12 protein-coding genes and 1 pseudogene are annotated in these 12,575 nt (G+C 68.6%); 3 read left to right on the plus strand and 10 right to left on the minus strand.

Going from position 1 to position 12,575, the window contains the following annotated elements:
- Positions 1–74 precede the first annotated feature (74 nt).
- From GWG54_RS19500 to trpC, 5 genes and pseudogenes are all read right to left on the minus strand, one after another.
- A pseudogene (locus tag GWG54_RS19500) lies at positions 75–665 on the minus strand (HdeD family acid-resistance protein); the annotation flags it as partial.
- A 135-nt stretch (positions 666–800) separates the two neighbouring features.
- A complete protein-coding gene (locus GWG54_RS19505; RefSeq protein ID WP_167939320.1) occupies positions 801–1,595 on the minus strand; it encodes a 2-amino-3,7-dideoxy-D-threo-hept-6-ulosonate synthase in 795 nt (264 codons plus the stop codon).
- A 24-nt stretch (positions 1,596–1,619) separates the two neighbouring features.
- Positions 1,620–2,522, minus strand: coding sequence for a tryptophan synthase subunit alpha (gene trpA, locus GWG54_RS19510; RefSeq protein WP_167939321.1), 903 nt, complete (start codon positions 2,520–2,522; stop codon positions 1,620–1,622).
- Positions 2,519–3,781: a tryptophan synthase subunit beta gene (gene trpB, locus GWG54_RS19515; RefSeq protein ID WP_167939322.1), complete on the minus strand. Its 1,263-nt coding sequence runs from the start codon at positions 3,779–3,781 to the stop codon at positions 2,519–2,521. Before trpB ends, trpA begins: the two co-directional genes overlap by 4 nt.
- Entirely contained in the window at positions 3,778–4,548 is a 771-nt protein-coding gene (gene trpC / locus GWG54_RS19520) for an indole-3-glycerol phosphate synthase (RefSeq protein ID WP_167939323.1), read from the minus strand. Before trpC ends, trpB begins: the two co-directional genes overlap by 4 nt.
- A gap of 96 nt (positions 4,549–4,644) precedes the next feature.
- Between trpC and GWG54_RS19525 the strand changes: the two genes are divergently transcribed.
- Positions 4,645–5,115: an MGMT family protein gene (locus tag GWG54_RS19525; protein WP_167939324.1), complete on the plus strand. Its 471-nt coding sequence runs from the start codon at positions 4,645–4,647 to the stop codon at positions 5,113–5,115.
- A gap of 17 nt (positions 5,116–5,132) precedes the next feature.
- Here GWG54_RS19525 and GWG54_RS19530 read toward each other — a convergent pair whose 3' ends face one another.
- The 3 genes from GWG54_RS19530 to lonB are packed head-to-tail and all read right to left on the minus strand — an operon-like array spanning position 5,133 to position 8,672.
- Positions 5,133–5,474 (minus strand): hypothetical protein, encoded by a 342-nt coding sequence (locus GWG54_RS19530; protein WP_167939325.1) that lies wholly within the window; start codon positions 5,472–5,474, stop codon positions 5,133–5,135.
- Positions 5,475–5,498: 24 nt separating this feature from the next.
- Positions 5,499–6,467 (minus strand): CPBP family intramembrane glutamic endopeptidase, encoded by a 969-nt coding sequence (locus GWG54_RS19535; protein ID WP_167939326.1) that lies wholly within the window; start codon positions 6,465–6,467, stop codon positions 5,499–5,501.
- The gene (lonB, locus tag GWG54_RS19540) at positions 6,468–8,672 is read right to left on the minus strand and encodes an ATP-dependent protease LonB (RefSeq protein ID WP_167939327.1); all 2,205 of its coding nucleotides are present in this window, start codon (positions 8,670–8,672) and stop codon (positions 6,468–6,470) included.
- Positions 8,673–8,873: 201 nt separating this feature from the next.
- Here lonB and GWG54_RS19545 point away from each other — a divergent pair, with 201 nt between their 5' ends.
- Together GWG54_RS19545 and GWG54_RS19550 are read left to right on the plus strand one after the other, a co-directional pair.
- Positions 8,874–9,389 carry a nicotinamide-nucleotide adenylyltransferase gene (locus tag GWG54_RS19545; protein ID WP_167939328.1) on the plus strand — a complete coding sequence of 172 codons (516 nt, stop codon included), beginning with the start codon at positions 8,874–8,876 and terminating at the stop codon, positions 9,387–9,389.
- Positions 9,390–9,472: 83 nt separating this feature from the next.
- Positions 9,473–10,285, plus strand: coding sequence for an SAM-dependent chlorinase/fluorinase (locus tag GWG54_RS19550; RefSeq protein ID WP_167939329.1), 813 nt, complete (start codon positions 9,473–9,475; stop codon positions 10,283–10,285).
- A gap of 18 nt (positions 10,286–10,303) precedes the next feature.
- Here the strand turns inward: GWG54_RS19550 and GWG54_RS19555 are convergent, their stop codons facing one another.
- Positions 10,304–10,651 (minus strand): HalOD1 output domain-containing protein, encoded by a 348-nt coding sequence (locus GWG54_RS19555; protein WP_167939330.1) that lies wholly within the window; start codon positions 10,649–10,651, stop codon positions 10,304–10,306.
- A 79-nt stretch (positions 10,652–10,730) separates the two neighbouring features.
- On the minus strand, positions 10,731–12,275 hold the full coding sequence (thsA, locus tag GWG54_RS19560) for a thermosome subunit alpha (protein WP_167939331.1): 1,545 nt from the start codon (positions 12,273–12,275) through the stop codon (positions 10,731–10,733).
- Positions 12,276–12,575 lie beyond the last annotated feature (300 nt).

A 12,575-nucleotide genomic window follows, 5' to 3' on the forward strand; every position in this document is an offset into this window, starting at 1 on the left:
GGGAACCCGCGCGAGGGCGCCGCGCCGGGGGGCGGGGCGGAGGGGGACCGGGGGAAAAGGGGGGCGGCGTCCCAGGCGCCGGGGGGTTCGGTCGTCGTCGGTGCCACGTCGCCCTCGAGCCGGCGGCCGCCGTAGGCGACCGCGACCATCGAGAGCCCCGTCGTGACGAGACTGATCCCGACGAGCAGCCCGATCGCCCACGCTGCGGTGGCGGGGAACCCCGCCCACAGAAGCCCCGCGAGAACGAGCGAGAGGGCGCCGCTGACGGCGATCCACGCCCGTCCCGGTTCGCCCGCCATCCGAAGGCTCATGCCGAGTTCGGCGATGCCGTCAACGAGCAGGTACGCCACGACCAGCAGCGTCAGACTGAGCAGACCCAGGGCCGGATTGACGAACAACAGCAACCCGGCACCGATCGACACCGCTGCGAGCGCGAGCTGCCACAGCGACCCTCGCCAGCCGCGCGCGGTGAATGCGTGTCCGGCGTGGACGATTCCGCCGCCGACCAGCAGGGCGCCGACGAGGTACGTGATCGCGATACCCGTCGCGAGCGGGAGGAGTATCGCGAGCGATCCCAGCAAGGCGACGACGACGCCCGCGATCGCGAGCGTCCGCCAGCCCTGCTGTAACGAGTAGACTTCGGATTCGGTGGTTGGTGTGCTCATGGAACTCTCCGAGCGAACGGAGGCGCCGCACGGAGATAGCTATTATCTACGCTCTGACAGTAACTCCGAGAAAGGGACCGGTCCGCGTCGGAGAGGGTTCGACACGTGTGAACGGTCGACGAGGTCTCGAGCCGATCAGACCTCGAGCGCCAGCCCCGACTCGGTCAGCGCCTCGTCGACGGAGCGGTCGTCGTGGACGATCCCGGAGACGGCGGTTGCGATCGCCTCGGGATCCTCGTGCTGGAAGATCGACCGCCCCATCGAGATCCCGTCACCGCCAGCGTCCATCGCGCCGCGGACCATCTCGAGGGTCTCGCGGTCGGTGCCCCGTGAACCGCCGGCGATGACGACCGGGAGCCGGGTCGATTCGACGACGTGTTCGAAGCTGTCGGCGTCGCCGCTGTAACCCGTCTTCACGACGTCGGCGCCGACCTCTTCGGCGAGGCGCACGGCGTGACCGAGCGACTCGGGGTCGGCCGAGTCGACGCCCGGGCCGCGGGCGTAGGCCATCGCCAGGACGGGGATGCCGAAGCGACTCGCCTCCGCGGTGACCTCCGAGAGCTGGGTGACCTGGTCGGGCTCGTAGTTCGAGCCGACGTTGATGTGGAAGGAGACGGCGTCGGCGCCGACGCGGATCGCCTCCTCGACGGTCCCGGTCACCCGTTTGTCCTGTTCGTCCGGGCCGATCGTCGTCGACCCGTTGAGGTGGACGATGTACCCCTTGCCGTTCTTGTTGTCGTGGACCCGCGGGGCGATCCCCTTCTGGGTGAGGACGGCGTCGGCCCCGCCGCGGGTCACGCCGTCGATAGTCGATTCGATGTCTTTCAGCCCCTGGACGGCTCCCATCGTGAGGCCGTGGTCCATCGGGACGATTACGTACGATCCGTCTGTACCGATCCGCTCGAGTCGTGCGTCGGTGCCTGTAGTCATTGCGAGTGTCTAGCAATCAGGTGGTTATGGCTGTTCTGGTTCCGGTACATCTACCCCGGCGCCCCGACGGGCGCCGCGTTTGAGCTCTGCGGCCTTGGCCTCGAGGGCGTCGGCCGCGGGGGCGTCGCCCTCGCCGTGTTCCGCAATTATGTCGACCAGGGCGCTGCCGACGATGACGCCGTCGGCGCCGGCCTCGATTATCTCGGCGGCGTGGTCGCCCTCGCTGACGCCGAAGCCGACCGCCTTGGGCACGTCGTACCCCTCGAGGCGCGTCAGGCTGTCGTGGGTCGCGTTCGAGACGTCCGCGCGCGCGCCCGTCGTCCCCAGGCGGGCCTGGACGTACGCGAAGCCCGACACCTGGGACATGATGGTCTCGAGGCGCTCGCCCTCGGTCGTCGGCGCGACGATGAAGACCAGATCGAGCCCGCACTCGTCGCAGGCCTCGCGAAGGGGATCGGCCTCCTCGGCGGGCAGGTCGGGGACGATGATCCCCGAGAGCCCGACCTCGGCGGCGCGCTCGACGAACGGCCGAACGTCGGTTTCGGGACGCGGCTTCGCCGCGTCACCTTCCGAGGCGCGTTGCGCCTCGCCTGGCCCATACTGGAGCAACATGTTGTAGTACGTCATCACCAGCAGCGGCGCCTCGGTCTCGAGGTCGTCGACCAGCTCGAAAAAGCCCTCGGGGGTCGTGCCCGCCTCGAGCGCGCGGTTGATCGCCGCCTGGATCGTCGGCCCCTCTGCGATCGGCTCCGAGAACGGGAGTCCGAGTTCGATCAGATCTGCGCCGCCCCTGTCGAGGGCCTCGACGTACGCCTTCGTGTCCTCGAGCGAGGGGTCGCCCGCCGTGATGTAGGTAATCAACGCGGGGTGGTTCTCGCGGATGGCAGCCTCGATCTCACTGTCGGCGGTCGTCGGTTCGTCGGTCATTGTCGGTCGAACACCTCCACGTCCGGCGCGGCCTCGAGGTCGCGCTTTTCGGTCTCCTCGAGGACCGTCTCGAGGTCCTTGTCGCCCCGTCCGGAGACGTTGACGACGACGAGGTCGCCGAGTTCCTCGTGTGCTTCCTCGAGATAGCCCAGTGCGTGCGAGGACTCGAGTGCGGGGATGATCCCCTCGAGGGTCGAGAGCCGGTGGAAGCCGTTCAGCGCCGCCTCGTCGGGGACGCTGACGGGCGTCACCCGTCCGGTCTCGACGAGGTGTGAGAGCTCGGGGCCGACGCCGGCGTAGTCCAGACCCGCGCTGACGCTGTGGGACTCGACGATCTGGCCGTCCGTGCTCTGGAGCAGCTTGGTCATCGCGCCGTGGAGCACGCCGTCGGTGCCCGTCGACAGCGTCGCGGAGTTGGGCGCGACGCCTTCCGCCTCGTCGATCTCGAGGCTCGAGCCGCCTGCCTCCACCGCGTGTAGCGCGACGTCCTCGTCGGGCACGAACTCGTGGAAGGCCCCGATCGTGTTCGATCCCCCGCCCGCACACGCGAGGACGCTGTCGGGGAGCCGACCCGCCTTCTCCCGGATCTGCTCGCGGGCCTCGCGACCGATCACCGACTGGAACTCCCGAACCAGCTTCGGGAAGGGGTGGGGGCCGACGATCGAACCGATCACGTAGTGCGTCGTCTCGACGGTCGTCGCCCAGTCGCGCATCGTCTCGTTGATCGCCTCCTTCAGGGTGCCGGAGCCGGCGGTGACCGGGTTCACCGCCGCACCGTTCATCCGCATCCGGTAGACGTTCGGGCGCTGACGGTTGATGTCGGTCCGGCCCATGTAGATCTCGCAGGGCATATCGAGGTGGGCCGCGGCCATCGCCGTCGCCGTGCCGTGCTGGCCGGCGCCGGTCTCGGCGACGATCCGTTCCTTGCCCATGTACTTGGCCAGCAGGACCTGCCCGAGTGCATTGTTGAGCTTGTGGGCCCCGCCGTGGACCAGGTCCTCGCGCTTGAGGTAGACCTCCCGATCGTAGCGCTCGCTGAGCCGATCCGCGCGCTGCAGCGGCGTGGGCCGCCCGCCGAAGTCGCGCATCCGCTCGCGGAACTCGTCCATGAACCCGTCCTCGTTTTCGAGGACGTACCGTTCGTAGGCGTCCTCGAGTTCCTGAAGGGCGGGCATCAGCGCCTCGGGGACGTACTGACCGCCGTACTCGCCGAACGTCGCCTCGCCGTCTCGATCGCGGTTTCGTTCCGGTGTACTCATTGGGTTGCCTCCGTCAGCCGCCGGGTGTTCTCGGTCACGTCGCTCCCGCCGCCGTGGTCCATGATCGCGCTGCCGACCAGCAGGGCGTCGGCGCCCGCGCGACGCATCCGCCGGACGTCCTCGGGCGAGGAGACGCCGCTTTCGGCGATCACGGTCACGTCGTCGGGCACGTGGGGCGCCACGGACTCGAACGTTCCGAGATCGACCTCGAGTCGCGCGAGGTCCCGGTTGTTGATCCCGACGATCTCGGCGCCCGCCTCGAGGGCGGTCTCGAGCTCGTCGCGGTCGTGGACTTCGACGAGGGGCTGGAACCCTCGCTCGCGGGCAGCCGTCACCAGCTCCTCGAGGTCGTCCACGAACCGCGCGATGAGCAGGAGGAGGTCGGCCTCGACGGCATCCAGTTGGGCCTCGCGGACGAGGAAGTCCTTCCGCAACACGGGGACGTCGACGGCCTCCCGGACCCGGCGCAGCGCATCGGGGGAGCCCCCGAAGTGCTCGGGTTCGGTCAGCACCGAGATCGCCGCCGCGCCGCCCGCGACCATCGCCTCGGCCAGCTCCACGGGGTCGTCCGCGCGGGAGCCCGCGGCGGTCGGACTCGTCGGCTTCACCTCCGCGATAATCGGGACGCGGCCCTCGCGCTCCGCTCGAGCCAGCGCCTCGGGCAGCGACCGCGCGTCGACCGAGACCCGCTCCCGGTCGGTCGATCGCTCCCGCGCGGCCTCGAGGATGGCCCGGACCGCGGGATCGAGCTCCGTTTGAGAGGTCATTATTGTACATCGACGTACTGTTATGTACATAAGGCTTGCGTCCGCGTCGCCCGAACGACCGGCGAATATTCAAGCCCGTCGCCCGTATCGCCGCCCATGGAGGATGTCACCGACGCCGGGATCTACGCGCGGGAGTCGTCGTACCTCGATCGACACGTGCAGGTCGGCGTCGCGGGCGGACGGGTACTGCGGGTCTCGTTCCCGGAGACGCCCGAGGACGACGCCGAGACCGACCACCCCGTCCTCGATCGGATCTTCGAGTACCTCGACGGACTCGAGGAGGTCGCGTTCGACGACCTGCAGGTCGCGCTGACGATGCCGACCGACCAGCGGGCGGTGTTGGAGCGAGTGCGGGACGTACCCTACGGCGATCAGGTCGACGTCAGAACCCTGGCGCGGATGACCCCGGAACTCGACCACGAGGACAACGAGGATATCACCCTGGTTCGGACCGCACTCGATAACAACCCCGCGCCGATCCTCGTCCCGGACCACCGGGTTCGGGACGGTCCGAGCGCCGCACCCCCGTCGGTCGAACAGAAGCTGCGGTCGCTCGAGGGGCTGTAGGTTCGGGGCCTTCGGTTCTACCCTCTCAGGGCCGCGTAGACGTAGAGGCCGATCCCCGCGTAGATCAGCAGCGTGCTCGCCAGGTCGACGACCACCAGCCGGGTGGCCAGGTGGACGAACTGGAGGACCCCGCCGGCGATCAGACAGCCCGCGGCGCCGGAGACGACCGCCGCCCCGTCGGCCTCCCGATAGAGGACCGCGCCGATCCCGACCGCGACCAGCCCGAAGGCGACCTCGGCCGCGGCCGCCGCCGGCTCGCTCTCGGCGAGGGTGGCGTACGCGAACAGCCCGAAGTACGAGAGGATCCCGTAGACGATCAGCCGCCGCGTCGACGCCGAGAGCTCGATCGCGTCGCTCATACGCGAGTTCGGGCCCCGCGTCCCTTAGCTTTCGATGGTTCGGGCCCACTCGAGCTCGATCGCCTCGTGGACGACGAACTCGAGGGCGTTGATCAGGTAGTGGGCCACGACGACCACCAGGAAGCTCTCGGTCACGATAAAGACCGCCGCCAGCACGAACCCGAGCGCTCCGGTGACGACGACGCCGATGACGCCCTGCATCCCGTGGCCGAGCGCGAACGCGATCGAGGACGCCACCGCGAGCAGCCACGGCGAGACCCCGAAGCCGACCGAGAGCGCGCCGATCAGTGCGGCCCGGAACAGTAGCTCCTCGAAGACGGCGATGATCGGGAGCACGCCCCCAAGCAGGACGACCCACTCCCGCGCCGAACCGGGCGCGAGCAGCTTTCGAAGCCGTTCGTCGTGGTCGAACCCCAGCCGGGTCGCGAGCGCGGCGCCGAGCTCGTCGGCGACGTAGAGCACGGTCCCGACCCCGGTGCCGACGACCAGCCCGGTCTCGAGGGACGTTCGCGAGAACTCGATCCCGAGCGCGTCGGCCGGCACGCCGGTGTAGACGACGGCCCCCAGCAGGACGAGCGCGAACAGCCCCTGGGAGGCCGCGACGTTCGCCAGCACCGCACCCGCCGTCAGCGAGTCGGGATCGACGCCCGCGCCCCGGCGCGCTCGCGAACGTCGCCGCCGATCCGGCTCCTCGACGCGCTCGGTCGCGTCGAACGCGGCGGTCCCGTCAGGTCCGACCCCGCGGCGATCGGTCGCCGCCGGCTCGGATCTCGGTGCGGCGTTCGACGCCGCGGGCTCGCGGTCGGGTTCGGACTCGGCCTCGCGTCCGCGCTCGGAGACCGACTCGGCCTCGAGCGACTCGCGGTTCGACTCGTCGGCGGTATCGGTCTCGAGATCGACGCCGTCGAACGCGGACTGCGTGAGGTGTGACAGAACGAGGAGAACGAGGAGGACGGCGCCCGTAATCGCCGCGAACGCCGTCCAGGCAGCCATCTACTGCGGGCTGGGGTTCGAACCGCTGGCCGAGCCGACGGCCTGCTGATCGAAGGCCGATCCGGTGATCGACTTGAGCCGATCGACCAGCGAGTCCTTCTTGGGTTCGCCCATCAGGGCGACGTCTAAGACCTCGCTGATGTTCGAGCACGGGATGATCTCGATCATCTCGGCGTACTCGTCTTCGATCATCACGTCCTGTTCGTTGGCTTTCGGGATGATGACCCTGTCGCAGCCGGCCTTGGCGGCGGCTTCGATCTTGTGGGTGACCCCGCCGACGGGGAGGACGTCCCCGCGAACGGAGAGCGACCCGGTCATCGCGACTGACTGGTCGACCGGGATGTCCTCCAGCGCGGAGATGACCGCGGTCGCCACCGTGATGGAGGCGGAGTCGCCGTCGACGCCCTGCTGGCCCGCCTGAACGAACTGGATGTGGACGTCCTTCTCCGAGAGGTTCACGTCGGAGAACTTCTTGATGATCGCCGAGACGTTCTGGACCGATTCCTCGGCCATCTCCTTGAGCTGGCCGGTAGCGATCACCTGGCCCTGGCCCTGGGCGGGCGCGATTTCGGCCATCACGGGGAGCATGATGCCCGAGTCCTCGCCCATGACCGCGAGGCCGTTGACCCGTCCCTCCATGCCGTCCTGGGTGACCTGCAGCTCGTAGTCCTTGCGGCGTTCGATGTAGTCGTCGGCGAGCTGCTGTTCGATCGAGCGCGAGCGTCCCTTCGCCTCGAGGACGTGTTCGCGGGTGGTGAACTCGGCGTCCTCGGCGCGGGCGATGTCGCCGGCGACCCGCACGAGCCCGCCGAGGCTCCGGAACTCGAGGGTCAGGTGCTCCTTGCGGCCCGCGCGGCGCTTGGCCTCGAGGATGACCTCCTCGACGGCCTCGCGGGTGAAGTGGGGGAGCCGTCCGTCGCGCTCGACTTCCTGGGCGATGAATCGGGCGTACTTCCGGCGCATCTCGGGGGTGTCCTCGATGGTGTCGTCCATGTACACCTCGTACCCGTAGCCCTTGATACGGCTCCGGAGCGCGGGGTGCATGTTCTCCATCGCGTCGAGGTTGCCCGCGGCGATCATGACGAAGTCACAGGGGACGGGCTCGGTCTGGACCATCGCGCCCGAGGAGCGCTCGGACTGGCCCGTGATCGAGAACTCGCCCTCCTGGATCGCCGTCATCAGCTTCTGCTGGGTGCGGATGTCGAGCGTGTTCATCTCGTCGACGAACAGCACGCCCTTGTTGGCCTTGTGGATGGAGCCGGGCTCGACCCGGTCGTGGCTCGGCGTCTCCATGCCGCCGGACTGGAACGGGTCGTGGCGGACGTCGCCCAGCAGGGCGCCGGCGTGGGCGCCGGTGGCGTCCTCGAAGGGAGCCTGGCGCTGCTCGCCGTTGTCGACGATCATGTTCGGCACCATCGCGTCCGACCCGCGGGAGGTGTACCGGAAGATAAACCAGATGATCCCCGCCGCGAGGATGCCGAGCAGGATCTGTCCGGAGAGGATCGCGTACCCGACGACGATCGCGATGATGATCCACATCAGGATCGAGCGCATCTGGTTGCGCTTGCGGGCTTCCTCCTTGTGGGCATCGATGATCTGTTCGCCCTTGCCGGCCGGAACCGTTCGGACCTTCGGCTCGTTACCGTCGTCGGGGTTGTGGTAGACGAGGACGTCCTGGAGGTCCTCCTGGGGCAGCAGCTGGCTCATCGCCTTCGCCAGCATCGACTTCCCGGTCCCCGGCGACCCGATCATCATCACGTGGCGTCGTTGCTTGGCCGCCTTGATGATGATGTCGCGGGCCTCGTCCTGTCCGATCACTTGGTCGACGAGTCGGTCGGGTACCTCGATGTCCGCGGTCGAGTCGATCTTAAGGCCACCGAGGAGGTCGTCCTCGGCGTTTTCCTCGTCGATCTCGACGCCGGGATCGACGTCGACCTCGCTACCGAGGTCCTCGACCGTCTCGATGTCGTCCCCGTCGGGGTCCTCCTCGAACCCCTCGGGCGGACGTTGCTCGGACCCGTCGGGCCCCGACTCGCGGCCGAACTCGCCGTTCGGCCGGCGGCCGGACTCGTCGGTCCGATCGCCGGAGTCCGTCACTGGCGATCGATCCCCCTGGTCGTCCGACGCCCGTTCCCGTTCGGTCTCGTCGGGAGCGGCGTCAGGTGCGCCTTCGGGGGAGTCGTCGACGTTCGTATCGTTACTCATAGAACTCTGTTCAGTACCTGATTCGAAGGGATTGCGACTGATATACTTTCTCCATGCGGGTCGCAACGATAGACGCCGTAAACGCCGACTACGACCCTCGAGACGTCCGATTCCGCTGCGGCTACTCCCGACGTCGGCGTAAGTCGCGTCCGCGCGAGGGAACTCGCCACGCTTAAGCACCGCCCCGAAACAGTACCCGCCATGAGGGGGTTTTACATCGGTCGCTTCCAGCCGTTTCACAACGGTCACCGCAACATGGTCGAGCAGATCGCCGAGGACGTCGACGAACTCGTCCTGGGGATCGGAAGCGCCGACGACTCACACTCCGTGCGCAACCCGTTTACCGCCGGCGAGCGGATTATGATGATCACCAAGTCGCTGGTCGACTCCGATCTGGTGACTTACGCCGTCCCGATCGAGGATCTGGACCGCAACTCGGTGTGGGTGAGCCACGTCCGGAGCATGAGTCCCCACTTCGACGTCGCGTACTCGAACAACCCGCTGGTCATCCAGCTGTTCCGCGAGGCCGACTTCGAGGTCCGCCAGTCGCCGATGTTCAACCGCGAGGTGCTCGAGGGAACCGAGGTCCGCGAGCGGATGATCAACGACGGCGACTGGGAGTCGCTGGTTCCCGAGGCCGTCGTCGAAGTCGTCGAGGAGATCAACGGGATCGAGCGGATCCAGATGGTCAGCGGATCCGACTCGAACGGCGGGTAGCGAGACGGCACTCGCCGATCACGCCCGCCTTGAGGCCGCCCCGAGCCGCATCCGTTTTCATCGACCGCTCCGTACCGCCGACCGTGATCACGCTCGCGTCAGACTTCGGAACGCCCTACCCCGCCGCAATGAAGGGCGTTCTGCTCCGACGGACCGACGCGCGGCTCGTCGACGTCGGCCACGACTTCCCGCGCCAGGACGTCCGCACCGCGGCGTTCTGGCTCCGGGAGACGCTGCCGTACTTCCCGCCGGCGACCCACCTCGTGGTCGTCGACCCCGGCGTCGGCACCGACCGCGCGGCGATCGCGATCCGGGCCGGCGACCACGTGCTCGTGGGCCCGGACAACGGCGTCCTGGTTCCCGCGGCCCGGCGTCTCGCCGGCGACGAGCCGATCGAGACGTACGCCGTCGACGAACGGGCGATCGAACCGGTCGTTCCCGCGGGCGAGTCGGCGCCGGACCCCGGCGCGGGCCCGCAAAGCAACACGTTCCACGGGCGGGACGTCTTCGCGCCCGCCGCGGCCGCGGTCCACGAGGTCGACCCCGACCGTCTCGGCTCGCTGGCTGCGCTCGGACGGACCGCCGACCGCGTCGATCTCACCTTGCCCGACGCGACCGTCGAGGACGGCGCGGTCGACGGCGAGGTGCTGGTCGTCGACGACTTCGGCAACGTGGTCACGAGCGTTCCGGGAGACTACCTCGAGGGTCGCGACCGGGTCCTCGCGAACGGCGAGCCCGTGCCCGTCGGTGACGCCTTCGCGGACGTCCCGGTCGGTCGGCGACTCGCGCTCGTCGGCAGTCACGGCTACGTCGAACTCGACGTCAACCGCGGACGGGGCGAGGCGGCGTTCGACCTCGCGGTCGGCGACAGGATCGTCCTCGAGCCCGTACCGTGAGCGGCTCCCGGCCGCGGGTCAGTCGGCCTCGGGCGGTTCGATGCGGAACTCGCCGGACGCGTATCCGGTGACCGCACAGCGGGCGAACCGAAAGGAGACGCTCCCGGACCCGGGACGGTGGCGCGCCCAGTGGGAGAACAGCGCGTCGAGCGCGTCCGGATCGATCCGCCGCGACAGCGTCTCGAGGTCCGCCGGATCGGTCTCGCGCACCGACGCGACGGCGAGCACCAGTGCCGCGCTCGCCGACTGGGACTCGTCGCCGGACCACCACACGTGGTAGGTATCGCCGTCCTCGTCGTAGTAGACGGTTCGGCCGGCCGCGTCGTCGACGGGAGTCAGCCGATCCGAGGGAGGCGAGACGGACATACTTCAACGTGTCCGCATATTATTCCTTAAGACTATTGTCAAAAATACAATTAGTGTTAGAGAAGATACGAACCTGCGCCTACTCGGCGGCGATGACGTCGTCGATGCGAACGATCATCGTCGCGGCCTCGGTCGCGCTCTCGATGGCCTCCCGCTTGACGTCGGCGGGGTCGACGACGCCGTACTCGAAGGGGTCGTCGATGGTGACGGTCTCGCCGTCGGTGACGAGGCCGGCGCGGTCGCCGCCCTCGTGGGCCGCCCGCAGGTCGACCAGCGTGTCGATCGGGTCCTGGCCGGTGTTGGTCGCCAGCGTCCGCGGCACGACGTCGAGGGCGTCGGCGAAGGAGGTGACCGCGAGCTGTTTGCGGCCCTCGATGCCGGCGGCCTCCGAGCGGATCTTGTCGGCGATCGCGATCTCGGTGGCGCCGGCGCCGGGGACGACCTCGCCGGACTCGAGCGCCGTCGCGACGACGTCGAGGGCGTCGTTGATCGCGCGCTCGAGTTCGTCGACGACGTGTTCGGTGCCGCCGCGGACGAAGACGGTGACGGCCTCGGCGGCCGCGCCGCCCTCGACGAACGCCAGGTCGTCGTCGCCGTAGTTCTGTGCGCGCACGCGGTCGGCCGCGCCGAAGTCCGCCTCCTCGAGGTCCTCGAGGGCGCCGACGCGGTTGGCGCCGGTCGCGGAGACGATCTGGCGGGCGTCGGAGTCGCCGAGGTTGTCGAAGACCAGCACGCCCTCCTTCGCGAGGAACGAGCTGATGCGGTCGTCGACGTCGTCGGTCGTGAAGACGACGTCGGCGCCGCTCTCGGCCAGCGTCTCGGCGTAGCCCCGAACCTCGCTCTCCTCGGCGTCGATGGCCTGGTTGAGCTGGTCGATCGAGTCGATGGCGTACTCGGCGTCGAGCTCGCCGGTGCGGACGCCGAGTTCGACGTCGAGCACGGCGATCGAGGCGTCCTCGACCTCGCCGGGCATCGAGTCGTGGGCGGCCTCCTCGTCGATGACGATCCCCGGAACGAGCTCGGTCGCGTTCGAGGAGGCGCCGATCTGGGTGTGGACGGTGACGTTGTCACGCTCGACGCCGGCGTCGCTCTCGACGTGGCGGATGGCCTCGACGACCGTCTCGGCCAGCGATTCGGCGGTCAGGCCGCCGGTGCCCTTGCCCGTCATGCTGGATTCGGCGACCTGCTTGAGCACGTCGTCGTCGACGGTCTCCTCGCTGACCTGCTCGTCGATCGCCTCGAGGGCGATCTCGGCGGCCTCGTGGTAGCCCTCGACGATCGTCGTCGCGTGGACGTCCTGTTCGATGAGGTCTTCGGCCTCGCCGAGCAGGTTGCCGGCGATCACGGCCGCGGTCGTCGTCCCGTCGCCGACCTCCTCCTCCTGGGAGTCGGCGACCTCGACGAGCATCTGGGCCGCGGGGTGTTCGATGTCCATCTCGTTCAAGATGGTCGCGCCGTCGTTGGTGATGACGACCTCGCCGCCCGAGTCGACGAGCATCTTGTCCATCCCGCGGGGCCCAAGTGTCGTCCGTACCGACTCGGCGACGGCCTTGCCGGCCATGATGTTCGACGACTGGGCGTCCCGGCCCTGGGTTCGCTGGCTATCCTCGCTCAGAATGAACATGGGCTGTCCGCCCATGCGTCGCTGTTGTGCCATTGTGGATCCTCACTAACCATGTCGTCAGCACTTCTATATAATTGTTTCGCTAGTCGGCGCGCCTCCGTCTTGCGATTTTCCCTGTCACACCCCGACACACCCTCGAGACGACGGTCGCTCGATGTCGCAGTCGCCGACGGGTTCCGATCCGCTCGAAACGCCGCTCGAGGAGCGCTCGAGCCGTCGAACCCGACACGAGTGGTCTGCGAAAGCGTTGACCCCCTTGGAAGCGTATTGTTCTCGATGAACAAGAGTCAGCGTGGTTTG

Source organism: Natronococcus sp. JC468 (genome assembly GCF_012163165.1).
GTDB classification, from domain to species: domain Archaea; phylum Halobacteriota; class Halobacteria; order Halobacteriales; family Natrialbaceae; genus Natronococcus; species Natronococcus jeotgali.

What these genes read in the sequence shown, in the direction of transcription:
- GWG54_RS19505 (WP_167939320.1), bottom strand. Translation starts at nt 1,595, where the DNA reads ATGACTACAGGCACCGACGCACGACTCGAGCGGATCGGTACAGACGGA.
- trpA (WP_167939321.1), bottom strand. Translation starts at nt 2,522, where the DNA reads ATGACCGACGAACCGACGACCGCCGACAGTGAGATCGAGGCTGCCATC.
- trpB (WP_167939322.1), bottom strand. Translation starts at nt 3,781, where the DNA reads ATGAGTACACCGGAACGAAACCGCGATCGAGACGGCGAGGCGACGTTC.
- trpC (WP_167939323.1), bottom strand. Translation starts at nt 4,548, where the DNA reads ATGACCTCTCAAACGGAGCTCGATCCCGCGGTCCGGGCCATCCTCGAG.
- GWG54_RS19525 (WP_167939324.1), top strand. Translation starts at nt 4,645, where the DNA reads ATGGAGGATGTCACCGACGCCGGGATCTACGCGCGGGAGTCGTCGTAC.
- GWG54_RS19530 (WP_167939325.1), bottom strand. Translation starts at nt 5,474, where the DNA reads ATGAGCGACGCGATCGAGCTCTCGGCGTCGACGCGGCGGCTGATCGTC.
- GWG54_RS19535 (WP_167939326.1), bottom strand. Translation starts at nt 6,467, where the DNA reads ATGGCTGCCTGGACGGCGTTCGCGGCGATTACGGGCGCCGTCCTCCTC.
- lonB (WP_167939327.1), bottom strand. Translation starts at nt 8,672, where the DNA reads ATGAGTAACGATACGAACGTCGACGACTCCCCCGAAGGCGCACCTGAC.
- GWG54_RS19545 (WP_167939328.1), top strand. Translation starts at nt 8,874, where the DNA reads ATGAGGGGGTTTTACATCGGTCGCTTCCAGCCGTTTCACAACGGTCAC.
- GWG54_RS19555 (WP_167939330.1), bottom strand. Translation starts at nt 10,651, where the DNA reads ATGTCCGTCTCGCCTCCCTCGGATCGGCTGACTCCCGTCGACGACGCG.
- thsA (WP_167939331.1), bottom strand. Translation starts at nt 12,275, where the DNA reads ATGTTCATTCTGAGCGAGGATAGCCAGCGAACCCAGGGCCGGGACGCC.